Source organism: Paraburkholderia aspalathi, from assembly GCF_905220735.1.
GTDB lineage: Bacteria > Pseudomonadota > Gammaproteobacteria > Burkholderiales > Burkholderiaceae > Paraburkholderia > Paraburkholderia aspalathi.
Genome location: NZ_CAJNBA010000001.1, coordinates 794,426 through 819,344, shown reverse-complemented (window position 1 = coordinate 819,344; position 24,919 = coordinate 794,426). Strand labels below are relative to the sequence as shown.

Sequence of the window (24,919 nt, the reverse complement as noted above, 5' to 3'; positions counted from 1 at the left end):
CGTTGATCGTCGCCTTTCGAGATTCGCGTCAGCGGTTGGCTGACGGCTCTGTGCTCCCATCGGCACCATGCCAAACGATACGGTCGTCCAGCGCATAAATGAAGCATTCCGTCTTCGCCAATATCTGGCAAATGGAAATTGCACGCTGCTCTGCGGCCCGCTTATCACCAGAAACCTCAGTTGCATCCGCTGAATATCCCCAGTGACCGTCGGTCGATATCGCGAACGCTCGATGCAGCCCACCGGCTAACCATTTACGGTAGCCCTCTTGCCCTCGCGCATCAATGTAGGGGACCGGGCCCTGGGGGATGGTTGTTTTTTCTTCTGGCACGAAGGGCTGCGACTGCGTCACCACAGGCTGCTGCGGGGACGCGGTGGCAAATTGTTGTCGTGCTCCAAGGACTAATCCATTCTTCTCAAGGTCGTCAAAGATTCTGGAGATGAGTTTCCTCACCGTATCGCTATCAAATGCCGGATCCCATGGCGTTAGCGTACTGACCTTTACCCGGTAGTCCGCATGCCAATACTCGGTGCCTGGCGGGGTGTCGCGAAAAATTGCGTGGAACACAAACTGGACATCGGCCGAATTTTGCGTTGACCGCCCACCGCTGACAAACAGCACGAGTTCCTTGCTGCTCTCCCGGGAAGCGTAGGGATTCGCACCAACCCCACTCGTATGATTGTTCCGCCGAATATCGGCCTCCGAGACGGTGACGTCTGCTTCGAGGCCTCTGTCACTTGCAACTTCCGGGGCGATGACTCTAATCTCATTGCCGAGGTCATAGTAACCATCTCTCTCAAGTAGTGCGGAAGGCGAATATGCGATGCCGGGCATGCGCGAGTTTGTCGCTCGCAACGAATTCTGAATGTATCGAACACTCACAACTGATGCCGGTGCAGACGGCCGGCTGTTGAGGCTGGAAGTACTGGAGATAGAAGTGCATCCCGACAGAACCGTGAGGAGAAAGACGGTCCAGCGAAAAGAGCTCAACGACATCGATGTTCCCCGAATTTATTAGCTGCCGCTAAATTTCATGGTTATTGATTAGGGATATGTGCAGACCAAAATCACGTAACCGCGCTCGAACACGCAAGCGCGTCTAATCATCCTTTACGGCACTCGGCAAGATATCTTGAGAGATTGCGCAGAAGATCATCCAGTCAGAAAAGACCGTCAAGCTGGTGCGGCATTGGTGATAAATTTCTGGGTTTCGAAACGTCCCAATGTGATTTCCATGATTCTGACCGGCCCTGAAGTTGCCTTTGCACTAGAGAATGCCGAGGCCCGGCATTTGGCGCTGCAAGTCGAAGCTTACCGTGGACTGACGAAGCGTAAGGACATCCGTACGCTCGAGGTTTGCGGAGGTATTGCAGCGCTGACTGATAATGTCTTCGGGAGAAAGCTGAATCACGTCACGGGCCTTGGTATGGGTACGCCGGTCAGCGCGGACGCTGTTGAGCGGCTTGAAACGGCTTATAACGAGCGGGCGCTCGATGTAGAGATCGATCTCTGCCCGCATGCAGATGACACTGCGCTCGCCGTGCTGACAGCGCGTGGATACGCGGCCAAAGCATTCAGCAACACCTAAGTCCGGATGCTTCTGGATGAGGATCTCACGGCACGGCCGCCTGACGGGATCGAGATCGTGACCGATCGCGCTGTCGTCGAGGACGTCTTTGCGGCACATTCGATTGCAGGGTTTGAAATACAGGCGGGACGTCGATCGCCAATCCTGCTTGAAGCACTGGCGAAGATCGCCGTTGCGAGAACGGATACTACGCTGTTTGCAGCAAAGCTAAACGGCTCTCTCGCGGGCACCGGCGGCATGAGCGTCATTGAAACGCCCGTGGGAAAAATCGCGCATCTCTACATTGCCAGCACGCATCCTGCCCATCGTGGTCGCGGAATTCAACTCGCACTAATCCGTGCGAGACTGGCCGCAGCACGGCAAGCGGGCTGCGCAATGGCGAGCATTACCGCTCGGCCTTACAACACTAGCGCTCGCAATACTGAACGGGCCGGGTTTAGCGTTGCTTATACAAAAGTAACGCTTGTTAAGCGGTTCTCCCCGGCTGTATTTCAATGATTCTTTTGCATCAGCCGTTGAGCGTCTGGCCCAATTGTCGGTGAGACTCCAACAGCAGGAGGCGATAGTAAGCTCCGCCGGGTAGTCCCACAGGAAGACGCGAGGACGGGTCCTCTGCATGGTTGCCGCGGTTTCGATTGAACGAGACAATCGATCAGCAGCTTGTGGCCGAGCGCTCCCGGTGCGCACATAAGCCACAAAAATTTGAGGCAAGCGCAGAGGCCGACACAAAAGTGACGGCCGCTTGAGTTTCCCGGCGACTCAGTGATGCGCGACGCTGTAAACGTCCCAACGCGGATCCTGATAACGTGCCCTTATGCCCTGTTCCAATTCAGCCGTGCTGCCATATTGGAACAGACCCTCCTCGATGTCGTAGAAGTCCAGCCGCCCGACGCGCGTGTCCACCGCCATCACGTGGGTATCGTTGGTGATCAGGTACACCCCTGGTGTGGCCAAGACGATTCCGAACAATGCCGTGAGCGACACCTGATCGCCCACCTGAGCACCCTGCAGATCTGCCTGCTGCAGGAGGTCGAGCGTCGCCTCTCGTTCGGTTCCCACGTTCCAGCGGTACTTCACTTGCAAGATGCCTGTGCGCAACTTGTCCGGATTGGAGTCCTTAGGTGCGACAGCAGGATCGAGCGCGTTCTTCGTCCACAGCACGCTGGCCGCCGCACACCAGCCATAACGGCGAAGAATTCTGCGGTCGCCGGCCTCGGTTTGCGAACTGTAGTAGTCGTTGCGCGATGCGAAGAGTTGGATTTCTGACATGATATGAGCCCCAATCGACATACGTGAAGCATTGGGCGACATGCGGCCCAATGCACCCCGGACCACCCGGGACGAGACCAGTCTATGGGGCGCCCTCAAGGCACGATATCCAACGGATGGGCCAAACGTAGACAAGGGGCTTATGGCATAGGCCCTTCCTCCTGTATTGCCGGCAGCCAAGCGCCAAAGGCAGTTAACGCTCCTTCTTTTTCGCCTGTGCAGCGACCATCCAGCAGACCACCGCACCCGCAGCCCAACCGCATGCGAACATCAGTTCGAGATCGAGCAAGCCTTGAAAATTCTCCGCATTTTCGTAGCTGCATGTCTGATGAGTTTGAAACTGGATGCAACCAGTTTGCATGTCTTGAAAGACCACAAACAGTTTATACAGACCGAATGCCGTGAATGCCACGGCAATAAGAGCGAACTTCTTCGAGTTGTTCATCGCACGCTCCGTTGCTTCGTTTTAACACGATACCAATCGTCAACGATCCATGTGCCTAGGTCGAGTATCCCTTCCTGACCGGTTCGCGTCCGTCGGTGACTTTCTTGATTCTCTATTCGAACAAACTGAACACCATGTGCTAGCTGTTACGCGATGCCGCCATCCTTCTGCAATTGATGAAGTACATGCATCGCCGTCTGTGCCGATTCGAGAGGAACAAAAATATGATCGTGGTATGCGCCCGCTACCACGTTACAACTGATGCCGGAACGCCCCAATGCAGTGGCGAATGCTGCGGTCAATCCCACCGCCTCCAAAGCTGAGTTCACGGTCAACGTAATCCACGCGCATTTGAACAACGGATTCAAGCCGCTGATCGCCGCGTCTGCCTCACTCGTAATTACCGACAAGCCCTCCGGCTCCCGGATTGACGCCACGATGACGGCTGGGTCAATGGCATGACCGTCCTTGACCGAAGCAAACACAAACACGCCCGGGTTAAGCGCCGGCTCCAAGGTTTTCAGTAAAACAGAAAGATCGGAAACTGGGTTCATGTAATCTCCTGTGCAGCATTGTTCTGAGCCACTCGGGCTTCGTTTAGCTTAGGGGCCGTCGTTTAAACCGCACCGGACAAAGGTTCAGGCGATCGATTGTGTCAGGACATCACGCAACGCGGTGTCTCGGGCAGCACACCACCTGCGCGTACCGATTAAACATCGCCGTGCGCTGTCGCCTCCGCGCGAAGAAACTCGATCAAGGTATCAAGCATTCGATGCCTGCGCGTTGGTCCGCGACGCAAGACAAAGCGCCAGGAAGCCGGTCGGGACAGAACAGGAAAGAGGCGTACCAGACGCCCACTGCGCAGTTCCGGGTCAATCAGCGGCGAGCGTCCGAGCGCCAGTCCAGCGCCTCCGACTGCCGCACCAATCACCTGGCTGAAGCTGCTATAGCGAACGATCTTCGTTTCAAAATCGTCCGGCAGACCGAACTCCCCCGACCAGCTACGCCAATCGATTTCAGGGGCATTCTCGTGCACCTCCTGAAGCAGGCGACAACGACAAACCGCCTTGGATGCGAATGGGTGCAGCTCAGGACTGCACACCGGAAACACATCCTCCCGTAAAAGGACGACGTCATCCGGACGCAGCGCGCGTTCAGGTACGTGCACGACGGCGAGGTCGATGGCGTGTCCAGCAAAATCTGGTTCGCCATCCTGAATGATGGCGTTCAATGGCGTGTCCGGATGGCTGGCGGAAAACTCGGCAAGACGGCGAGCGAGCCACATCGTCGAGAACGGCACATTTGCCGACACGGTCAGCCGTCTGGCGACGCCTTTGATCTGCGCACAGGCCTCTTCCAGCAGCGAAAGCGCCCCGCTCGCCGCCGGCAACAGGCTGGCCCCCGCCGGTGTCAGGCGAATGCCGCCGAGGCCCGTGCTGCGCTCCAGCAGGCGCGCGCCCAGCGACTCTTCCAGCCCGCGGATCTGATGGCTCACGGCGCTGGTTGAGACATTCAACTCGGCCGCCGCGCGGGCGAAGCCGCCGAGCCGCACCGCCGCCTCGAAGGCGCGCAACGCTGTGAGTGGAGGGATATTGGACATAGGGAGGTATTGTAGGATATTCAACACCCCTTGAAAAACCATCTTTTGCCTGTCCCTGTCGCGCGAGGTAACGTCGCATAACGCCGATATGGCACTAATCCGACCGGAGGCAGGAATGTATTTCGACAGCAGGCTATGGATGATGATGGCGGGGCTGCGGCTGCGCGTTGCCGGCGCAGTAGCCCTGGGCCTGATCGCCATGGGCTTCGGCGTTCTGCGCTTCGTGTTCCTCGGCCGGGTTCTCGCGCTGGCGTTCGAAGGCGCGCCGCCGCGGCAGATTGCGCTTGCCGCAGCCGGCACGGTGGCTTGCATGCTGCTGCGGGCCGCGCTCGACCATCGCCGGGTCGTCCTCGCGCAGGGCACGGCCGGACGCGTTCAGTCGGTGTTGCGCGCGCGCCTGTTCGATCGCATCGCCGAACTTGGCCCCGCCTGGTTCGGCGCCGAGCGGACCGGCGGCGTGATGCTCGCCGTCATCGACGGCGTGGAGCAGTTGCAGACCTTCTTCGGCGCTTACGTGCCGCAGCTCATCATCGCCGCCTGCGCGCCGGTGGTGATCTTCGCCGTGCTGGCATGGTGGGACGTGCCGACCGCCGCAGTACTGCTGGTCGCCGCGCTCGCGACGCTCGCGCTGCCGATGCTGGTCCACAACGCCGACAAGCACGCGGCGATCGCCCGCGCGGCTGCGTTCAAGGCGTTCGGCGAAGAGTTCCTCGACGCGGTGCAGGGTCTGCCGACGCTCAAGGCCTTCGGCCAGAGCGACACCTTCGCGCGCAAGCTTGCCGAACGTGCGAGAGCCCTGTCCGGCAGCACATTCTGGGTCCTCGCGCTGGGTCTGCTCACGCGCTTCTTCACCGACCTCGGCACCGGGCTCGGAGCCGCGGCCGCGATTGCGGTGGGTGCATGGCGGGTGCAGCACGGCGAAATGAGTCTGGAAGCCTTGTTGATCATCCTGATGGCCGGCACCGAGATCTTTCGGCCGTTGCGCGATCTGCGCTCGGTGCTGCATCAGGGCATGATCGGCCAGTCGGCGGCGAACGCCATCCATACGCTGCTGGAAGCCCGCAGCGACGCCCCGGCCGGAGGCGCGGCGCACGTGCCGGACCTGACACCGAGTATCGCGTTCGACAACGTCGGTTTTGCCTATCCGGGCCGCCGCGCGGACGCCCATGCCGGGTTGAGCTTTGAGATTGCCGCCGGTGAGACGGTGGGGATCGTCGGACCGAGCGGCGCAGGGAAATCGACCATCCTGCGCCTGCTGTTGCGGCAGCACGATACGCAGGCCGGCTCGATCAACATTGGTGGCCACGATATCCGCACGCTCGACCCCGATCAGGTGCGCGGCATGATCGCGATCGTGGCGCAGGACACCACGCTATTCGACGGCACGATCGCCGACAATCTGCGGCTCGGCCGGCATGACGCCAGCGACGCGGACATGATCGCCGCGGCCGGCGCGGCCAACATCCACGACTTCATTAGCGCGCTGCCCGATGGTTATGCGACGCGCATCGGAGAGCGGGGCGCCACGCTCTCCGGCGGCCAGCGTCAGCGCATCGCGATTGCTCGCGCACTGTTGCGCGACGCGCCGATCCTCGTGCTGGACGAAGCGCTGTCCGCCGTCGATGCCGAGAACGAAGCGGTCATCCAGCAAGCGCTGGACCGGTTGATGCGAGGCCGCACCACCTTGATCCTGGCACATCGCCTGTCGAGCGTAATCGGCGCCGACCGGATCCTCGTGCTGGAGCAAGGGCGCGTGGTCGAGAGCGGCACGCATGCCGAATTGATCGCCCGTCCGGGCGCGTATCGCCGCCTGATGGGACCGCAGGTCGCCGCAGCAGGCGAACGCCCGGCGGTAATCGAACCGGCGCGCGCCGCGGCGGTGTCGTCGGGGCCGCAAGTGCGGCCGCTCTCCGAAGACGCCGCCGCGATCGGCTGGGGCGATACATTGCGCACCTTGTTGCGCTTCGTCAGGCCATGGCGAATGAAGCTGACGCTGACCGTGCTGTGCGGCATCGGCCGGGTGCTGAGCTTCATCGGAGTCGGCGTGCTGGGCGCGCTCATCGTTGCCGGCGTCGCCTCGGGACGGCCGGTCCTGGGGTTGATCGTCGGGCTGTTGTGCGCGGCCCCGGTCGCGGCGACGCTGCACTGGCTGGAATCCTGGCTCGCCCATGACATGGCTTACCGCCTGCTGGCGGAAATGCGCATCGCCCTGTTCGCCAAGCTCGAGCGTCTCGCGCCTGCCTATCTGCTGCGCCGCCGTTCCGGCGACCTGGTGGCGCTGGCCACCCAGGACGTGGAGACGGTCGAGTATTTCTACGCGCATACCGTGGCCCCGGCTTTCGTCGCGGTGCTGATTCCCGCCAGCGTGCTGACGCTGCTGGCATGGGCGGCCTGGCCGCTCGCGCTGGTGCTGCTGCCCTTCCTCGCGTGGGCCGGTCTGACGCCGGTGTTCGCACGCAGCAAGATCGACCGTCTCGGCGGCCTCGCACGCGCTGCATTGGGGCAGCTTGGCGCGCATCTCACGGAGACGATCCAGGGCCTCGCCGAACTCGCCGCCTTCCAGGCAACGGGGCGACGCCGCGCCGTATTCCTCGCCGATATAGCGGCTTACCAGAAGCAGCGCTCGGCGCTGCTGGACGACCTGTCGCGACAGAGCGCCGCCCTCGAAGTGGCGACCGGACTGGGAGGACTTGCGGTCGCCTTGCTGGGCGCGGTGCTCGCCTCGCGGGGCTGGTTTGCCCACGAATGGCTGCCGTTGCTGGTGCTGGTCGCCGTCGCCGCCTTCATGCCCGTTGCGGAGATTGGCCAGGTGGCGCGCCAGTTGGCCGATACGATCGCCTCCACGCGCCGGTTGCATGTCGTCGAAGCGGAGGCCGAGCCAGTGACCGATGGCGACCTGCCGGTGCCCGCGAATCCGCAAGTGCAGCTCCATTCGGTGAGCTTCGCCTACCCGGGCCGCAGCGCCCCAGCGTTGGACCGGGTGAGCTTTGCCGTGCGTCCCGGCAGCACCGTGGCGCTGGTCGGCGCCTCGGGCGCGGGCAAGTCGACAGTCGCCAATCTGCTGCTGCGCTTCTGGGATCCGCAGCAAGGCGCGATCAAGCTGGGTGGCATCGATTTGCGCCAACTGCGCCTCGCCGACCTGCGCAACCATATCGCGCTGGTCGCACAGGATACCTACCTATTCAACGACACGCTGGAGGCAAACATCCGTCTCGCCGGACGCGACGTGTCCGATGCAGATGTCCGCCGCGCCCTGGACCGGGCCGCGCTGAGCGAGTTCGTCGACCGTTTGCCGGACGGTCTCGCCACTCGGGTGGGCGAGCGTGGCGTGCAGTTGTCAGGCGGGCAGCGTCAGCGGGTTGCGATTGCACGCGCCGTCCTCAAGGATGCGCCGATCCTGATCATGGATGAAGCGACCTCGCATCTCGACACCATCAGCGAGCAACAGATCCGCGCCGCGCTCGACGAATTGATGGCGGAGCGCACCTCGATCATCATCGCGCACCGTCTGTCAACGATTCAGAACGCCGACACGATTCTGGTCATGGATGCCGGGCGAGTCATCGAGGCGGGCTCGCATGACGCGTTGCTGAGTGCCGGAGGAGTCTATGCGCGCCTCGTTGCGCATCAGTCCGGCGTGGTTGCCGCGTAGCGGATCTCATGTTCCCTTCTTATAGAGGGCTTTCAACTGCGACAACTCTTCCAAAAATTTATTCTTAAGTTCCTGCGGCCCTATGACTTTCAAATTTGAACCGTATTCCAGCAGCTTCCGCGCGCCGTGCTCGATGGATTCGATGGGCATTAAAAACTCTTTCCATCCTGATGGCACCTCCGCACTACCTGCACCCTGCAAAACTGGAGCGGTTTTAATACGTGCGTTGGCCAACCAGTTCTCGCCGCGCGGCGACACGGCGATATGTGCCGTCAGCCGATAAAGATCAGTCTCGTACCGGTTCATGGCGTCACGCCAGTGCTTCGCCAGATCAAATCGCGCAGGACGCTTGAAACGACGGCGGGAGGTCTTGAGTTCATTAATATTCGCTAGCCGAAAGGTCAGTGCGCCGGGCTTGCCCACCATCTTGGCAATCAGGTACCAAGTACCTCCCTTGAGCACCAAACCAAGCGGTTCAAGTTCGCGGCTGGATAAACCTTGCCAACTCTCGTACTTCACTTCGATACGGTACGAGCCCCAAACGGCATTGGCGACTTCACGCAGAAATAACGGCGTTTCTTGCGCACGGTACCAATCCACAGTGTCAATGTGCAGTCGGCTGGCGACACGATCAGCCTGCTCGCGCGAGTCCGGAGACAGGCTGGCAATCATCTTTAGCCGCGCCGAGCTTGCCATGCCGTCCAAGCCCAGTTCTGTCGCAGGCCCAGGCAAACCTGCCAGAAACAGCGCGTGCGCTTCGTGCTCCGTGAGCCCTGTGAGATCGGTACTCCAACCCTCGCGCAATTGAAATCCTCCATTGCGGCCTCGATCCCCCCAAATGGGCACGCCAGCAGTGGAGAGCTGATCGATATCGCGCAAGATCGTGCGCTCGGAAACCTCCAGTGCTTCAGCCAAAGCCGGTGCGGTCATACGCCCGCGCGCTTGCAGCATCATCATGATCGACAAAAGGCGGCTGGCTTTCATAAACGACACCCTACCTAAAAATACATGACATAAGGTGTCATGTTAACGGACTTATTATCTGCCACACCCCTAATCTGCTCGATCATCAAATCACTTGAAGAGAGACAAATGAAAATAATTTCCGGACCCCTGAGCATGTTCGGCGCCAAGGTCGAGATCGCGGCGCATGAGAAGGGCATCGACTTCGAACTGGTGATGGCGCCGTTTGACCAGCTGCGCGGTTACAACCCCAAACATCCAGATGTATTGCGCGTCAATCCGAAGCATCAGGTGCCGGTACTGATAGACGGCAACCTGGAGATTTTCGATTCCACGCAAATATTCGAGTATCTTGAGGACCTGAAGCCCGATCCCGCCTTATGGCCGGCGCATCCAAAGGCGCGCGCCATCGCGCGTCAGCTCGAACACTGCAGCGATGAAATCTATTTCCCTCACATTGTCCGACTGATGGGTCTTGAAGATGCGCCGGATGATCCTGCGGCGCAGACCGCGCGCAACGAAGCGTTGCAATATTATCGACGCATGGAACGAGTTCTCGCGAATCGAGAATTTCTGGCCGAGACCTATTCCTATGCCGACATTGCGTTTTACATGGCGCAGTTGTTCGGCGCGCGCAAGGGCGCGCCGATGACAGGAGAAACGCCCAACCTGCTGGCTTGGCGTGAACGGATGACCGCACGTCCTGCCGTGCGAAAAGTTGCCGGTGCTATGGCGGGATATCTTGCCTCGATTGAAAACGCGGTCCCCGATTTCCTTCAAGGACTTAACTAGCAGCCTGTTGAAAAACCTCGTGCTATTCAGGGCGTCCACCGATAGACAGTAATACTGGACCCCTTAACGTTGTTCTTCGTCACCACGTACTCACCCGTCGATCGAAGGTATGCCCTGACGCCATACATCGAATCGATAGCACTGCTGGCGTCGACTTTAGCGGTATTGGTGTTGACCAGCGTGGTGTCGAGATTCCCTGTAGCGAGATTGAACGCATCGATGTTCGGCAAAGCTTGCCCGGTGCCGAACCAGTAGCCGACGAAGAGATAGCTGCCGGCCGCGTCAATCGACTTGGCGCCGACATGGGGGAGCTTGATCACCGGATTGGGTGTCGTGGTGTTGCCCGCGCTCCAGCCGTGATACACCTCGATCCGCGTGCCTATCGCTGTCCAGTCCGTCCCCCCAACAACGCCCTGTCCGAGAATCATCGTGTCGCTGTCCGCGAGGTAGACGATTCGCGTCAACGGCTTGATGCTATCGGGAATGCGAATAGGGACACCGGGTCCCCATGTTGGCTTGCCGCTAGCGTCGAAGCCGATCAACGGATAGTGGTAGATGTAACCGGTCTTGTCGAGGCCAGCCCACACGCCTCCTTTGCTGTCGATGCAGAATCCGTCCCTGACCGATGCGGTCGTCTTGAACGCCGGACCGGGAAGCGTGGCGTCCGGTATTGCAATGTAGCCATTCGCAGCATTGAAGTGGAAGAAGTAGTAGATATCGGGATTCTGGCCGGACGCTACAAGGATTCGGTTGGCGCCGACGGAGGCAAGTTGACCGAAGTGCTCATCTCGTGAGCGATCGTTGATGTTGATGCGCGGATCGGATGGATAGGCGATCGGATCGACAGTGTTCGCTACGAAGGTTCCCCCAGCGGTGCCGGTGTAGATGTTGGTGCCGCCATAGAAGTAGACGCCGTCGGTACCCGGGTCCGGAGCAGCGATCCCCTCAAAGTTGAGAGACTGAAGCTTCCATTGCAAGCGACCCGAAGTGTTGTAGGAGTGAATGTCGGTGCCGCCGTCGCGGCCGAGGTCCCAGCTTCCGCCCCACGGGTTGTTGAGCACATAGAGGTTGCCTGCGGTGTCCTTGCCGATGCCAACGACGCGTGTGAAGCGCTTGTCGCCAACCTGCCCTTTGATTCCCGTCGTGGTGTCGAGATAACCGCCCTGAATGCCGAACGTGCCGGCCAGCGCCGGTGTGCCCGAAACTTTGTAGCGCTTGATATTCATATCGGGACCTTCGTCGCCGACCATGAGCTGCCCCGACGACGCATCGAAATAGAGCGCCGATGGCAGCGACCCACTTGGCATACGGATGGTGTTCAACAGGGCGCCGGTCGGACTGAACCCGACGATCGAGCCCTCACTCTTCTGCGCGACCCAAACATTGCCTGCGCCATCCAGTGCGAGAGCGCCCGGGCCCGTGATGTTGATGTCCCGCTGCCAGACACCGCCGGTAGTGAAGATCCGGACGCGGTTGCCATAGAAGTCGCTCGCGTAGAGGAGCGTGCCCGCCGTGCCGAGTCCAGTGACGACGTCGACCCGAGGCTGATTGTTCGACGCGCTGATCTGAATCAATAGATCACGAGCCTTGGTGGTGCGGTTGTATCGTCCCACCGCACCGCTTCCGTACGTCCCGCCGGGCTGCAGTGCCACAAAGATCGACGTCGCGTTGCCCGTGATCGCACTGCCCTGAAACTCGCCATGCGCGCCCATCGAGCCGAGGCTCTTGCCAGCCTGGTAGATAGCGACGCCACCCTCGTACTCATCCCACATGGAGGCCGTGTAGATCACGCCTTCCGGCGCGACCCACATGGAACGCGCAGTGTTACCCACATGGGCTGCGAGGGTGCCATAGGTGTTCGCCAGCCAGTCGGTGGTGTTTTCCGCCTGACACGCCGGCGCAATCGTCGCAATCGTGGTGATCGCCGCGGCGAGTAGCACAGCATGAATTCGTTTTTTCTCAATCATGACTGATGCTCTCCAGAACGTAGTGATCATTCACGTGAATAGTCGGCCAGTCAGATTTCAAATTCGTGATCGGTGACCCACGTATGACCATACGCAACGCATTGCGCCTTTACAAGCCGCACTGCGACTTTGCATGCGGACGTGAATTGATCTCCCCTCTCCTTCTCGCGCAACAGGTAATATTTCGCCTTGTCCTGGCGTATCGCTATGCATAGCGAATGAATCAGGGCGTTTTGACCGTTACCAAAAAACATAGGGGTGGAGTCGATGAATCGAAAAGAAATCAAAGCTCAGGTCGTGCAGCTTCTATCGAATGGGGTTGCGAAATCCGAAGTGTTCACCAGGTTGACGGGACAAGGCGTCAAGGATCGTCTGCTTGCCTATTTCATCGCAGCGCACGCAGATCCTGAGCGGTGCCGTGCAAACCGCGGCCATCTGATTGCCGTTCGGGTCATCGCGTGGTTGCAGGTCATTGTTGGCTTGTTGGCGGGATACGCCGTTGGCAGCGAGATATCTGCCGTGGCGGGGTTGATCGTCGCGGCGGTGGCTGTGGCGATTTCCCTGTTGTTCGTCTGGGGTTTTACGAAGAACAATGTCGGCGCCTACAACGCCTATCTGATTTTGGCGATTTCGCAATTGCCAAGGCAGTTCACGGACTTTGCGGAACATCCCATGTCAACCTTGATTGGTTGTCTGATCGGGGTGGGGTTGTTCGCCTACATCTGGTACGTCAGAACCCGGATCTTTCCTGATTTCAATTTCATTGCACCTAAAAAATTGAATGGGAAGTACGTCTTCTCGGAGTAACCCATCGGGCAGTGACAGTAACCGCGAGACGCCGTCTTTTTGGACGGCGAAATTTCTACCGATATGTGACGCGTTTCATTCGTCTCGGAACGGTCGATTTTGCAAATGGTCGAATTCGATTCGCGCCTGTTCAACCCGAATCCGTCAACATGACGGGTAGACATGAAAGCAATCGAAAGCAAGCGCTTTTCCATGCGTATTGGCTCGCGGGCGGTCGCGTGCCTGCTGGCGGCGGGGTTTGCCGCTTCAACCACTTCGGCGGCCAGCGCGGCCGATTCCGTCCTTCTGCCTCAGGATGCGCCGCACTACAGGACCGGAGACAACTCGACCTATGTGTGGTCCGACTTGCTGTCCGGAAAGAGTAGGACCATCACGCAAACCGTGACGTCCGTCAATGCGGATGGGAGTGCATCTCTTCAGATAGGGTCCGGAAGCGGGCATGTAGAGCTGACCTCTGAAGCAAACGTGATTCCCAATGCAGCCGCCCAACACGCCTGCGGTATCGCGCTTCATTTTCCGCTGCGCGCCGGAACGCGCTACGAGGCGGACTGCCAGGCCGCCGGCGAAGCGAGCACGACTGTGCTGCGGCGCGCCCAGTGCGAAGTGCAAGGTGTGGAAGAGATCAAGACAAGGGCCGGCTCGTTCTCCGCGATCAAGATCAGGATGACGGGAGTCTGGACGCCGCAATCTGGCTTTGGGGGTGGACCGATGGAGGAGACACTGTGGTATGCCCCAACCGCCAAGCGCATTGTCCGTGAGGAGTTTCAAAGCCGCATGGCGGGAAAGGGCGTACCCGCGACGACCTCAACCGAGCTGGTGCGTTACGCGGTGAGACAGTAGCGCGTCGTCGGCTGTGTCGGCCATCGAAATTGGAGCGTCAGCGCGCGGGGGAACGGGCTTTGCCGTCCACCACTAATGTGCGTTTGTCTCGCGTAACGTCGTATTCGACCGTTTGCGCTGGTGTAACGGCACCATAGGAAACACCGTTCACGTAGACGGTCCCGCCCTTCAGTTCAATCGTGTCGCCGCCGACCCGCGCGGTGCCCTGTTCGCCCTGTAAAACCGCGCCGGCGCAACCCTGACTTGTAAAACTGCGGACTGACGTAGTCGGCTTCACAGGATTCCCTTGCTGGTCCGGAAAGAAAAAATGCGGGACAAAAGGGCCATGTAGAGCGGCATTTGCCGCGCTGCATGGCGGTGCATCCTTGCTGTCGGCGCCGTGGGCAGTTCCGAAACTGATCACGCAACCGGCAAGCGTGGCAATCGTCGGTGGGAACAGTTTGTTCATGCTCCGAATCTGTCCTTTGACGGCTAGTTGATCGTCGGAAAACGTTTTTACGGTTTTCTAAGGCATTCGAGATGAAACCAATAGAGATCGTGAAGCTGAAAAAGGAAGTAAAGCAGAGTTGCCTGACACATGACTTTCATATGTCAGCGCGGCCACCGTTTGCGGGAGACGATGGCGAAGCTCACGGCGATCGCGCCCGTCTGGACCTGGCGATCGTCTGCCGAAGATACCCCGGCGAAGCGAGGGCGACGCGGGCCGCGCTTCCTACCAATCAAAGGATCCTGCACAGGTTCAGGATCGCTGGCGCGATCGTCAACCGAGACCTCTGTGCGGCCCGGCTGGTGTGAATGACACTTGGGGTTCGTTGAGGCCATGGGTAATCTCGTGTGAAAGGACATACCCGTATTGAACGACTCGACCATTGATTAGTAAAATGAATGATTTGATCGATACGATAACAAGCCGGAATGGAACTCAAACTGCTGAGAACGTTTTTGTCGGTCGTCGAACTGCGTCATTTCGGGCGGGCGGCGGACGCTCTGCACATGAGTCAGCCGGCGTTGAGCAAACAGGTCGGCGCGCTAGAGGCGAGTCTGGGCGCGAAGCTGTTCGAGCGGGGTCGACATGGCGCGGAGCTGACGCGGTTCGGGGAAATTTTCCTGCCCGATGCGCAAGCGCTCGTCCACGATGCGGACGAGATTCTCGCGCGTGCGCGGGAGGCCGGCAGCGGCAGGCGTGGGCATTTGCGAATCGGCATTTGTCTGTCCGTGCTGACGATCGCGCCGCAAATCATTGCCGACTTCCGTCAGCAGTATCCGGGCATTGCCGTCGCGTTGAGTGACCTGTCTTCCGCTGAGCAGACGCGCCGCCTTCTGGCGGGGAAGCTGGATGTGGGCTTTATGCGGGCACCCTCGGTCGACGGCCTCTCGTCGCTTCGTGTGATGGAGGAGACACTGGCGCTGGCGTTGCCCCCACGTCTTGAGCACGTGCGTCTTCCGTCCGATTTTGGCAAGCTAAATGAAATAGGTTTTCTGGCCTTGCGGCGTGCGCGTGGGCCCGGCCTCGCTGCTCAAGTCGAAAGCTGGTGTCGCGAACAGGGCTTCGTACCAAACGTGACGCAACAGGCTGATGATGTGCAGTCTGTCCTGGCATCTGTCGCTGCTGGAGTCGGCGTCGCGTTCGTTCCCTCGCGTGCGCAACATCTTCTTCGGGACGCTACCGTCCTGCCACTTCGCGGAAAACACGCGAAGTGGCGCGTAGGACTTGTGTGGGCGGATGCGCAGAAGAATCCGGTTACTTCACGGTTTGTTGCGTTTGTGCGCGCTGCGTTGAAAGGTGTCTGATTCTTCTTTTCGGCGACAACTTACCTGAGGGACGAGTCGCAGTCGGCGTGCCAACGATTCGGACGCACCACGCTACTACTCGCCCGCCCTTCTTGATCGCCTAGTGTTGCGCGACGACCGGTTGCTGAGCCGTGTCGGCTCTTAGCGCTGCGGCAGTTTTCTCTGCCGGGCTTTGGCGTTGCGGCTCATTTGCGGTGGCTATCGGCTCGCCTGCTCGCTGCGCCACCTCTTCTGCAAGCAGGTTCGCTGCGTGGCGTGCTGTGATGCGGCTTTGCGGAACACCCTTCGCATCGAGCGCAATCACCTTGTACAACTCGCGGTCGCATTCGAGTTCCTGCTGATATTGCTCAGCCTTGTCCACCAGCAATTCAAGAAGCGTCTGACGACGCCTTCTTTCCTCCAGCGTGATGGAAGGATTCCTACATATCGAGGACGCAAGTGTGATCAAGGTATCCAGTTGAGCCAGGTGCCGGTCGCATAAATCGAAGGCCGACAGGGCAAGCTTTTCGTATTGGATTGCGTCGACAGCCGGACGTGATGTGGGTTGATTTTTGTTGGGCTTGCTCATGGTGACGATCTCCCTGTTACTTCTTGGATCGCCCGACACTCGCTTGGGAAGGGGGTGAGCGGGCACGTAGCAGGTTAGCAGACCGGGTCGAAAACAAACCGGCGAGCCTTGCGGCTCCCCACCACGGCCCGCCCATAGAAATATAGACGTGCAGAGGTAGACGCACGACCCGCCTGAGCGGGTGTGCGGTTTTCGACTTCAGGCTGCTAAACCCGGCCGCCGGGTGTTTCCCAACGACCTGGCAATTATAAATCAGGTGGCGTGGATTGCCTTCAACCTTGTAGGCCAAATGTTTGATTTTGGCCAAACGGATAAGGGATGCTAGGACGACGGGGCGTGTGTTTGGCCTGTGCTTCGATTCGCCGCACGAATACCCGATCCCAACTTCAGCGAATGCGCATTTTCGACCGGCTTGAGTCACTCAGAACTCGCTTCCCGCTGTTCGTTTTCGCAGCGGCATGAGACCTCCGCCGAAGACTCATCGGCTCCGCACGGCGCCACAGGGACTTTAGGAACAACGTCCACCGCACGGGAGGAGAGTTCTGCTTCGACAGGTTCGATGATGGCAACCAGACCAGCCTCCAATCTGACATGGCGTTCGAACAAGGCGAGAAGTTCAGGGCGCAGTCCGTCGCCGCGTTGTGCTGCAAGAGCGTGAAGCGAGAGAAAGGGCAACATGGTCAAACTCCAGTCGATGAAAGACAGGCGAGCGCGATGACGATGAAAGAATTGACATGTCGGACGCCTGCGAGATCAGTGTGGTTCGGACGCGCCGCGCGTCGTCCGCCGACCTCGGCAAATGCGGGATCGAATGCTCAAGCTAGCGCAGCAGATCGGTACGGGCACTCCGTTTCTTGCTGTTCAATTGAGATGAAGGTCTTCGAGTATTGCAGCAAGAAACGGGGGGCCGCTGACCGCTCGCGCCAATATTGTTCAGGCAGAGAGGAGCGATCGTGCATCTCTCTTTTAACCACAGTCAATGAGGAATTCACCATGTCCAAGGAAGATGACAACAAGGCCATCGTGGGCCGCTGGTTCACCGATTTCTGGGGCAAGACCTGCAACCTCGAAGTCGTCGACGAGCTTGCCGCTCCCGACATGCTTCTGCGCTACTCGCTGCACGAGCCGCGCCGTGGTCGCGAGGACATCAAGGCATTCATGAGCGATTTCCGCGAAGCATTCCCGGATCTCAACTTCTGGGGTGCCGCCGATCTCATCGCCGAGGGGGACTATGTAGTCGGTCGATGGGAAGGTGGCGGCACGCATACCGGTCCGGCATTCAGCGATTTCCTCGTTGGATCGTTGCCGGCTGCGACCGGACGAGAAATGCGCTTCACCGGTACGACCGTGCTCCAGCTAAAAGACGGCAGGATCATTGAAGAAATCGGCCTGGACGACGGCGTGACCGCTCTGCAGCAACTCGGACTCATCAAAACAGCGTGATCGAAGGCACGATGCGTCCGATATGTTTGCGTGACGCCATGTGCATCTAACGCTACAACGGGCCGGGTGTACCCCTGCTCGTTGTAGCCCGTGACGCCAACCGTGAAGGTCAAGCCTGTGGCCAGCAACAGTTATTCGAAGAGACAGCGTCGGCCGTCGTTTCCTGGCCGGTTGCTGCCTGACGCGGTCGGCTCACTTCGACCCGTTACGGACCGTCGACCCATCGCGGCGTCTCCTTCGGCTTTCAAGGTACAACGGCCGTTCGTCGCCCCGCATAGGGAGCCAGGAGTTCGCCTTATGGAAAGCTTCGCATAAGACCGATGAAGGAGCGTTGAAGCAGGCAAGCGCGATCCTCAGTCCTAATACATCCACGTCGTCCACCGCCCTCTTACGCCCGCCTGCCGTGCTGGGTTCCCCGACGCACCACAACCAGGGCAATACCTCCGAGGATTGCTGCCGAGGCCAACACGATTCGGATGGTCACGCTCTCTCCAAGAAATACGACTGCGCCAAGCGTCGCGATGACCGGCACGCTCAACTGCACCGTGGCCGCATTGCCGGCTTTCAAACCAGGTAACGCCGCGTACCAGATGGCGTAGCCAATGCCGGAGGCCACCGCGCCGGAACCCGTTGCGTACCAGAAACCGGCGCTATCAATCGAAGCGTGGGCGGACATGGCGGCGCTGAGCGCTGCGGCAAGTGGGACTGCGCGCAGGAAGTTGCCGGCCGTCACCGCGGTGGGATTTCCCGTGCCCTTGCCGCGCAACGAATAGACGCCCCAAGCGACGCCGGCGCAGAGCATAAGGACCGCACCTCCGAGCGGTGGCGCCGAGAGGCCGGGAAGCAGCAGCCCGGCAAGGCCTGCCAACGCGCATGTCAATCCGATCCATTGCTGACTTTCGAAGCGTTCACCCTTTCGGATGCCGTAGCCGATCATGGTCGTTTGCACAGCGCCGAACAGAAGTAGGGCTCCAGTGGACGCCGGCAGGCTCAGGTATGCGAACGAGAAGGCGGCAGCATAGGCGAACAGCGCCAGCGCCGACAGCCAGTTTCCGGCGCCGCTCACCCCGCAGCCCCGGAGCCGCACTATCAGCGAGAGCGAGAGGGCGCCCGACGCGATACGGATCGACGTAAAGGTCGCTGCATCGATCCCGGTGCCTTTGAGGGCTAGCCGGCATAGCAATGAATTCGCTGCAAACGCGACCATTGCAAGCAGCGTCAGCACAGTGACACGCACGGGTGACACGGAAATCCCCCAAAAAACCTGAATCTTCCGCCAGTATCCGGCCATTGCGCTGCCAGTACGAGCGATGATGGTGGCGGAGCGATCCACATCGACGGTTGGAGCGACTGATTGTGTTTAGAAAGGCGGCACTAAATGCGCGTTGATCGACCAGCGGTCATTGATGGGCGTCAGTGACCAGTCGTCTCTGGCCCGAACGCGGCCTTTTGCAATCGGCTCATGCCGACCCAAAGGAACGCAATCCACCCGAAGCCGTACATCTGTTTAAAACGCGCTGGTCCCCGGGGCGACAGAAATCCGCTTTTGACCAATACATCAGGGGGTGGATTTCGCCCTGTACGTTAGCTATGCTGAACAACACCAGCTCACCCACCATGGCACCTGGCCCCTCACCACACGTCCGCTCTGGGAGTAGGTTATGCAAAGCACACCAAACGCGGGTCGGCAGGAATCAGGCGCTAACGGCGCGTCCCAGCCCGAACTCACGCCTGAGCGATTACTCCAACTGGGCATGGGATTCTGGGCGTCCAAGACATTGCTTTCCGCTGTCGAACTCGGCGTGTTCACGCGCCTGGCGAGCGGTCCTCACAATGCGGCGGAACTCACTGAAGCGCTCGGACTGCATCCGAGATCGGTTCTCGATTTCCTCGACGCGCTGGTCGCATTGAATTTGCTGGAACGTGAAAACGGGACCTACCGCAATACGCCGGACTCTGACCTGTTTCTCGACATGGCCAAGCCAAGCTATGTGGGTGGATTACTGGAAATGGCCAACGCCCGGCTATATCCATTCTGGGGCTCGCTGACCGAAGCGCTTCGCACCGGACAGCCACAGAACGAGGCGAAACAGGGTGGTAACCTCTTCGACTCGATTTATCACGACGAACACACGCTGCGAAGTTTCCTGCGAGCGATGAGCGGGGTCAGTCTGGGTGCAGCCAAGGCGATTGCGCAAAAATTCCCCTGGCAGAATTACGGCACCTTCATCGACATCGGCACGGCACAAGGTGCCTTACCTGTGCAGGTCGCGCTCGCCCATCCCCACCTACGCGGCGGTGGCTTCGATCTGCCGGTGGTGGGCCCCGTGTTTGACGAGTACGTGACGTCGCACGGCCTGCAGGAGCGGCTCCTTTTTCATCCGGGCGACTTTTTCAAGGACTCCTGCCCCTCGGCCGACGTGCTCGTTATGGGACACATCCTCCATGACTGGGACCTTGAACAGAAGCTAGTACTCCTGGCGAAGTGCTACGCGGCACTGCCTCCTGGAGGTTGCCTGATCGTCTACGATGCGGTGATTGACGATGACCGCAGGCGGAATGCCTTCGGGCTTCTGATGAGCCTGAACATGCTTATTGAGACGTCCGGTGGCTTCGACTATACCGGCGCGCAGTGCTGCACATGGATGAAGGAAGTCGGCTTCACGCAGATACGTGTCGAGCCTCTTGCCGGCCCGGACTCGATGGTGATAGGAATCAGATAGAAGCGGGGCGGCAGCACCTCAGCATCCTCCGCTGCGGACGTCGACGCCACGCTGTCAACGAGCCATTGCGCGCATTCCGTGACCGTCCGCAACGGCCGGCGAGTGTAGTTGTCGAACGAAGGTCCGCTTGCCGGACGGGAAGCCGACGTTTGAATGTCCATCCGAGAGCGCCGGCCAGCGGCCGTCGATGGCCGAACTGAGCCGGATGATGAGAAACTCAGTTCGACCCTGAGCAACTCTCTCCGAGCGACTCGAACATGCCCGCTTCAGTGGCGATAACAGCCACACGTTCACAGCAAGGCCACTGTTGCCAACCGATAAAGCAGCCCGCCAAACCACAGGCCATATCGTCGCGGCTACCTGTAACTTCTCGTTGACTATATCGACGCCCAAGGATGCGATGAACCAATCAGCCACGAAGTGCACGTGGACTGAAGCGCACCTGCTGGCCGGCGCGGCGTGCAGCATCTATCAGGGCCATGCTGACGGGCGAGTCTGAGCGAGGAAACGCGTAGAAACGTGCAACCGGCAACTTGGGTAATCCTTGTTCGCGACCCAACACGCACAGGCCGTCCACTCGCTGACTTTCGGCGATGACCGTAACAGCAAAACCCGAGCGCGCCGCCGACAGGCAGCCCGCCATGCTGCTGCTCTCGAACACCAAACGCCACGCCCGGCCCGCCTTGTTCAGTGCTGTAATCGCAGACTCCCGATAGATGCATGGATCGGGAAAGACGGCCAGCGGCAGCGGCTGGTCAGGATCCAGTGGTTGATCCTCCGAGAACACCCAGATTAGCGGCTCTTCCCACAGCAGTTCGCCGCCTTTTTCGACGCGGTTGCATTGCTTGCCGAACACAAGATCCAGACGACCGCGCTCTTGCTGGCGCAATAGATCGGCCGTGACGCCGACTTTCAGATCGATCGTCGCCTCAGGGTGCCATTGGCGAAAACGCTGCAATACTTTGGGCAGCCACGTTCCCGCAAAGTCTTCCGATGCACCGACCCGCAGCAGCCCGCGCAACGGCGCGCCGCGCAGTTTCGCGCGGACCTCGCGCTCCAGATCCAGGATATTGCGGCCGTAGGCGTACAAGGTGTCGCCGCCCTGCGTCAACTCAAGGCGGCGAGTCGTGCGTGTCAGCAGGCCAACCCCGACGATCAGCTCCAGACGCTTGATATGTCCGCTTACGGCCGACGGCGTCAGCGCCAGACGCTCGGCGGCCATGGCAAAGCTGCCGCTGTCCACGACTTCGAGAAAGGTGCGCAGCAACACGGTATCGAGCGGAACACCGTCGGCGGCAGTCAGAATGTCCATCAAATCATTCGACACGAAAAATTATCAATGGTGAATGATTATTCAGCAATCGACACGATAAGTCGAGCTATCGTGGCACATCCCTGATTGCACGAGGAACACCATGCACACCTATCGCCACGCCGCTACTGAGCGGCTCGACATCGCTTATCTCGAATGGAACCCACAGGGGCCGCGCACAGCAGTGTTGGTGCATGGCTGGCCGGACAGCCCGCAGTGCTGGAAGAGCGTAGCGCCGATACTGGCCAGCTCGGGTTACCGTGTGCTCGCGCCGGCGCTGCGAGGCTTCGCGCCCACCCGGTTCCGCGATACGGCCACGCCTCGAAGCGGCCAGTTGTCCGCGCTGGGCCGCGATCTGCTGGATTTCCTGGACGTGCTGGGTGTGGAGCGGCCGGTTTTAGTCGGCCATGATTGGGGCGCACGCGCGGTCGCAAATGCTTGCGGCTTGCGAGACGGCGTGGCTTCACATCTGGCGATGCTATCTGTGGGATACGGTACCAACGCCCCGGACCAGTTGTTGACCCTGCAGCAGGCACGCAATTACTGGTACCACTGGTTTATGGCCACGCCGCGCGGCGCGCGCGTAGTGCGGGACGAACGTAAGGCCTTCGCCCGACAGATGTGGGACACCTGGGCACCGGCCGGCTGGTATGCGGAGGCCGACTTCGACGAGGCAGCGCAGGCATTCGAGGGCGACGATTGGGCCGAGATCGTGCTCCATTCTTACCGCCACCGTTGGGGTTTTGTCGACGGCGATCCGGCCTATGCCGAGGACGAGACACGTCTGAATCCCGCGCCGGGGCTATCGGTTGCAACGCTGGTGCTGCACGGCGGGGCGGACACCTGCAACCATCCCGATAGTTCCAAGGAACGGGAGGCTTTCTTCCTCGGGCGCTATGAGCGAAAGGTGCTCGATGGAGTGGGACACTTCCCGCAGCGCGAAGCGCCGCAGGAAGTTGCCGATGCCATTCTGCAGTTCTGTCGATAGGAGACGGCGAACATCCGCACGCAATCTGCCGAGAGAACATTCGCGGCAGTTGCGGCACTCGAGGTATAGATTCAGGGCGCGACCTATCACGCGAAAAGTCTCACGAAATCAGCCGGGTAAGTTCGTCGTGGAGTTCCTTTGAGAGCGACACGCCGTGCTCAATGCTACGCTGTCGCGCATCGAATCGTCGCTGGGAGGGCAGACGTGCGCCCTGACCCACGATTCCTTCAAACAGAGTCTCAGCGCGCTGCAGGTTGTCTGCAGGGGCAGCGCCAGCGAAGACCGCAGGGTCGAACGCGATGACAATTTCACCATGGCAAGGGGCCGCTCCTACGCCTTCGTCAAAAGCCAGCGACTCCGGGCTAAGCATATCGCCGATCAACGGCCCAGCCAGCAATTCAACCATCGCTGAAAGCGCGGAACCCTTATAGCCTCCGAATGTAAGCATGGCCCCCCTCAATGCTTTGTCGGGGTCGTCGGTAGCTTGACCGTTTTCGTCAATCGCCCAATCGCTCGGAATCCTGGAGCCGGACCGCTTGTGCAGTTCGATGTCGCCACGGGCGATTCTGCTTGTAGCCATGTCGAACACAAACGGAAAGGGGCCAGGACGTGGCCAGGCGAACGCGATCGGGTTAGTTCCAAATAGCGGCTTGTTTCCGCCAGCAGGTGCTACACAGCTATGGGTAGGCGTCATGGCCAGAGCAGCTACGCCTTCAGCAGCGATGGCCTCGACCTCCGGCCACAAAGCGCTGAAGTGAAAGCAGTTGTTGATTGCCAGAGCGGCGATACCAGATTTTTTCGCCTTTTCAACGAGTACCCGACTCCCCAATTCAAACGCAAGCGGAGAGAATCCGAACCGCGCGTCGACCTTAACAAGCGAAGGCGAGACATCGTTTATCTGCGGTTCAGCATCAGCCTTGATTTTGCCCAACTTCAGTGTTTTCACGCACCCAATAAGGCGCCATACACCGTGTGACTGGCAATCGTCCCGCTGGCCCGCAACGAGCACCTTCGCCATCGCGTCGGACTGATGGGCACTTAGACCATTGGATGCCAATACGTCAAAGGCCAACTTGTGCAAGTGATCAAGTGAAAGAACTATTTCTGCCATGTCTTCTGAAGTCCGTCTCTCATTAGTAGCCGCGCGGCCATGCGCGTTCCATTGGTATCCAGAGTCTGGTGATGATCGGCGGGGACATCGCCGCGGCGATCGCTTTGTCGACGATGGTGGAGTGTTCGAGGCCAGCTAATTGATCAAGCCGGCTCTACTTGGGCGCAATATCTCGCCGCACCCGCTTGATATGCTGCTCCACGTAGAACCCTGCTGCGTCAGCATCACCGCTCACGATCGACTCGTAAATAAGCCGATGCTCGGACGCATACAGACGTATCCGTAAGGGATCGAAGATTCCGTCGTCTTTAAGCCTTTTCCACAACGGTTGATCCATTGTTTTCGCTACTTCGTCTGCGATCTTGACGAGCAAAGCGTCACCGGTCATTACCGCTAGTTGGCGGTGGAACATTCTGTCGCTGTTGTTCCAAAGTGCGCGCTGCTCAGGATTGTCAATGTCCTGGATCGTCTCCATCTCCGCAAGGTATTGCTCAGCGAGGCGGTCGCGCTTGCCTCGTGCGGCGGCTCGTCGTGCGATTGCCGGTTCGAGGATGAATCGCGTTTCGAGCGTTCCCGTTGGACTAAAATCTGGTTCCGCGTTCTGAGCGCCATGATTGCCGTCGTCATTGAGTAAACGCTCAGAGGCCGCAGAGGACACGTAGGTACCAGAATTCCGTTTCGTCACAACGAGACCTTCATTCTGAAGAGCCCCTATTGCCTCTCGAACAGCAGGTCGGCCGACACCATAGAGCGCCGCAAGTTCGCGTTCCGATGGCAGGCGTGACTCGGCCGCGAACCGTCCCGTGCGGATTTCCTCCTTGATCTTCTCTTCGACCTGCTCATAAATCTGCAGTGGTCTGAAATTCGATTCGAGATCCTGCCGTGTCGTACCCATCTCACTTCCTTTCATTTCCTGACGCCCGATGCGAGGGAGTTCACCTGTCATTGACGGATAATTATCATACGTCGTGGCGACATGATGCCACCTCCTGATGCGGCCACGCGCGAAGTGTTCCCCGTGGCTCACACAAGGCAAAAAGCGCGGCGGCATCCCATTTC

General features: G+C 59.7%; 24 protein-coding genes. 10 read left to right on the top strand and 14 right to left on the bottom strand.

Annotated features, from left to right (window positions below; genetic code table 11):
- Positions 1–28 precede the first annotated feature (28 nt).
- Complete coding sequence (locus tag KHO30_RS03580; RefSeq protein WP_211700071.1) at positions 29–835, bottom strand: hypothetical protein; 807 nt, start codon at positions 833–835, stop codon at positions 29–31.
- Between the two features lie 400 nt (positions 836–1,235).
- Between KHO30_RS03580 and KHO30_RS03575 the strand changes: the two genes are divergently transcribed.
- The gene (locus KHO30_RS03575; RefSeq protein WP_211700070.1) at positions 1,236–1,589 is read left to right on the top strand and encodes a hypothetical protein; all 354 of its coding nucleotides are present in this window, start codon (positions 1,236–1,238) and stop codon (positions 1,587–1,589) included.
- A 6-nt stretch (positions 1,590–1,595) separates the two neighbouring features.
- The gene (locus tag KHO30_RS03570) at positions 1,596–2,087 is read left to right on the top strand and encodes a GNAT family N-acetyltransferase (protein ID WP_211700069.1); all 492 of its coding nucleotides are present in this window, start codon (positions 1,596–1,598) and stop codon (positions 2,085–2,087) included.
- A 261-nt stretch (positions 2,088–2,348) separates the two neighbouring features.
- Here the strand turns inward: KHO30_RS03570 and KHO30_RS03565 are convergent, their stop codons facing one another.
- The 4 genes from KHO30_RS03565 to KHO30_RS03550 all read right to left on the bottom strand — a co-directional run bounded on the left by KHO30_RS03565 (position 2,349) and on the right by KHO30_RS03550 (position 4,903).
- Complete coding sequence (locus KHO30_RS03565) at positions 2,349–2,858, bottom strand: hypothetical protein (RefSeq protein WP_054033822.1); 510 nt, start codon at positions 2,856–2,858, stop codon at positions 2,349–2,351.
- A gap of 193 nt (positions 2,859–3,051) precedes the next feature.
- Positions 3,052–3,303, bottom strand: coding sequence for a hypothetical protein (locus KHO30_RS03560; protein ID WP_093636678.1), 252 nt, complete (start codon positions 3,301–3,303; stop codon positions 3,052–3,054).
- Positions 3,304–3,449: 146 nt separating this feature from the next.
- The gene (locus KHO30_RS03555) at positions 3,450–3,857 is read right to left on the bottom strand and encodes an ACT domain-containing protein (protein ID WP_093636675.1); all 408 of its coding nucleotides are present in this window, start codon (positions 3,855–3,857) and stop codon (positions 3,450–3,452) included.
- 155 nt (positions 3,858–4,012) lie between these two features.
- A complete protein-coding gene (locus KHO30_RS03550; RefSeq protein ID WP_093636673.1) occupies positions 4,013–4,903 on the bottom strand; it encodes a LysR family transcriptional regulator in 891 nt (296 codons plus the stop codon).
- Positions 4,904–5,018: 115 nt separating this feature from the next.
- Here KHO30_RS03550 and KHO30_RS03545 point away from each other — a divergent pair, with 115 nt between their 5' ends.
- Positions 5,019–8,555: an ABC transporter ATP-binding protein gene (locus KHO30_RS03545; protein ID WP_211700068.1), complete on the top strand. Its 3,537-nt coding sequence runs from the start codon at positions 5,019–5,021 to the stop codon at positions 8,553–8,555.
- 6 nt (positions 8,556–8,561) lie between these two features.
- On the opposite strand, the gene KHO30_RS03540 is transcribed toward KHO30_RS03545, so the two are convergent.
- Positions 8,562–9,539, bottom strand: a complete 978-nt coding sequence (locus tag KHO30_RS03540; RefSeq protein ID WP_211700067.1) for a helix-turn-helix transcriptional regulator — start codon at positions 9,537–9,539, stop codon at positions 8,562–8,564.
- A 108-nt stretch (positions 9,540–9,647) separates the two neighbouring features.
- Here KHO30_RS03540 and KHO30_RS03535 point away from each other — a divergent pair, with 108 nt between their 5' ends.
- Positions 9,648–10,310 (top strand): glutathione S-transferase family protein, encoded by a 663-nt coding sequence (locus KHO30_RS03535; protein ID WP_211700066.1) that lies wholly within the window; start codon positions 9,648–9,650, stop codon positions 10,308–10,310.
- A gap of 26 nt (positions 10,311–10,336) precedes the next feature.
- Here KHO30_RS03535 and KHO30_RS03530 read toward each other — a convergent pair whose 3' ends face one another.
- Positions 10,337–12,277, bottom strand: coding sequence for an NHL repeat-containing protein (locus KHO30_RS03530; protein WP_211700065.1), 1,941 nt, complete (start codon positions 12,275–12,277; stop codon positions 10,337–10,339).
- Between the two features lie 267 nt (positions 12,278–12,544).
- Here KHO30_RS03530 and KHO30_RS03525 point away from each other — a divergent pair, with 267 nt between their 5' ends.
- Entirely contained in the window at positions 12,545–13,084 is a 540-nt protein-coding gene (locus KHO30_RS03525; protein WP_200621752.1) for a hypothetical protein, read from the top strand.
- A 162-nt stretch (positions 13,085–13,246) separates the two neighbouring features.
- Positions 13,247–13,924: a hypothetical protein gene (locus tag KHO30_RS03520; protein WP_211700064.1), complete on the top strand. Its 678-nt coding sequence runs from the start codon at positions 13,247–13,249 to the stop codon at positions 13,922–13,924.
- 37 nt (positions 13,925–13,961) lie between these two features.
- Here the strand turns inward: KHO30_RS03520 and KHO30_RS03515 are convergent, their stop codons facing one another.
- Positions 13,962–14,372 (bottom strand): S26 family signal peptidase, encoded by a 411-nt coding sequence (locus KHO30_RS03515; protein WP_211700063.1) that lies wholly within the window; start codon positions 14,370–14,372, stop codon positions 13,962–13,964.
- A gap of 467 nt (positions 14,373–14,839) precedes the next feature.
- Here KHO30_RS03515 and KHO30_RS03510 point away from each other — a divergent pair, with 467 nt between their 5' ends.
- Positions 14,840–15,715, top strand: coding sequence for a LysR family transcriptional regulator (locus tag KHO30_RS03510; RefSeq protein WP_093636647.1), 876 nt, complete (start codon positions 14,840–14,842; stop codon positions 15,713–15,715).
- 100 nt (positions 15,716–15,815) lie between these two features.
- On the opposite strand, the gene KHO30_RS03505 is transcribed toward KHO30_RS03510, so the two are convergent.
- Positions 15,816–16,283: a hypothetical protein gene (locus KHO30_RS03505; protein WP_211700062.1), complete on the bottom strand. Its 468-nt coding sequence runs from the start codon at positions 16,281–16,283 to the stop codon at positions 15,816–15,818.
- A gap of 417 nt (positions 16,284–16,700) precedes the next feature.
- Positions 16,701–16,961 (bottom strand): hypothetical protein, encoded by a 261-nt coding sequence (locus KHO30_RS03500; protein WP_211700061.1) that lies wholly within the window; start codon positions 16,959–16,961, stop codon positions 16,701–16,703.
- Positions 16,962–17,276: 315 nt separating this feature from the next.
- Between KHO30_RS03500 and KHO30_RS03495 the strand changes: the two genes are divergently transcribed.
- The gene (locus tag KHO30_RS03495) at positions 17,277–17,726 is read left to right on the top strand and encodes an ester cyclase (RefSeq protein WP_211700060.1); all 450 of its coding nucleotides are present in this window, start codon (positions 17,277–17,279) and stop codon (positions 17,724–17,726) included.
- A 388-nt stretch (positions 17,727–18,114) separates the two neighbouring features.
- Here the strand turns inward: KHO30_RS03495 and KHO30_RS03490 are convergent, their stop codons facing one another.
- The gene (locus tag KHO30_RS03490; protein WP_244862840.1) at positions 18,115–18,972 is read right to left on the bottom strand and encodes a DMT family transporter; all 858 of its coding nucleotides are present in this window, start codon (positions 18,970–18,972) and stop codon (positions 18,115–18,117) included.
- Between the two features lie 415 nt (positions 18,973–19,387).
- Between KHO30_RS03490 and KHO30_RS03485 the strand changes: the two genes are divergently transcribed.
- Complete coding sequence (locus tag KHO30_RS03485; RefSeq protein WP_093634088.1) at positions 19,388–20,449, top strand: methyltransferase; 1,062 nt, start codon at positions 19,388–19,390, stop codon at positions 20,447–20,449.
- A gap of 409 nt (positions 20,450–20,858) precedes the next feature.
- Here the strand turns inward: KHO30_RS03485 and KHO30_RS03480 are convergent, their stop codons facing one another.
- A complete protein-coding gene (locus tag KHO30_RS03480; protein ID WP_211700059.1) occupies positions 20,859–21,761 on the bottom strand; it encodes a LysR substrate-binding domain-containing protein in 903 nt (300 codons plus the stop codon).
- A 103-nt stretch (positions 21,762–21,864) separates the two neighbouring features.
- Between KHO30_RS03480 and KHO30_RS03475 the strand changes: the two genes are divergently transcribed.
- Positions 21,865–22,749, top strand: a complete 885-nt coding sequence (locus KHO30_RS03475; protein WP_211700058.1) for an alpha/beta fold hydrolase — start codon at positions 21,865–21,867, stop codon at positions 22,747–22,749.
- Between the two features lie 100 nt (positions 22,750–22,849).
- Here KHO30_RS03475 and KHO30_RS03470 read toward each other — a convergent pair whose 3' ends face one another.
- Positions 22,850–23,860 carry an Ldh family oxidoreductase gene (locus KHO30_RS03470; protein WP_211700057.1) on the bottom strand — a complete coding sequence of 337 codons (1,011 nt, stop codon included), beginning with the start codon at positions 23,858–23,860 and terminating at the stop codon, positions 22,850–22,852.
- A gap of 154 nt (positions 23,861–24,014) precedes the next feature.
- On the bottom strand, positions 24,015–24,755 hold the full coding sequence (locus tag KHO30_RS03465; RefSeq protein WP_093634092.1) for a FadR/GntR family transcriptional regulator: 741 nt from the start codon (positions 24,753–24,755) through the stop codon (positions 24,015–24,017).
- Between the last annotated feature and the right edge of the window lie 164 nt (positions 24,756–24,919).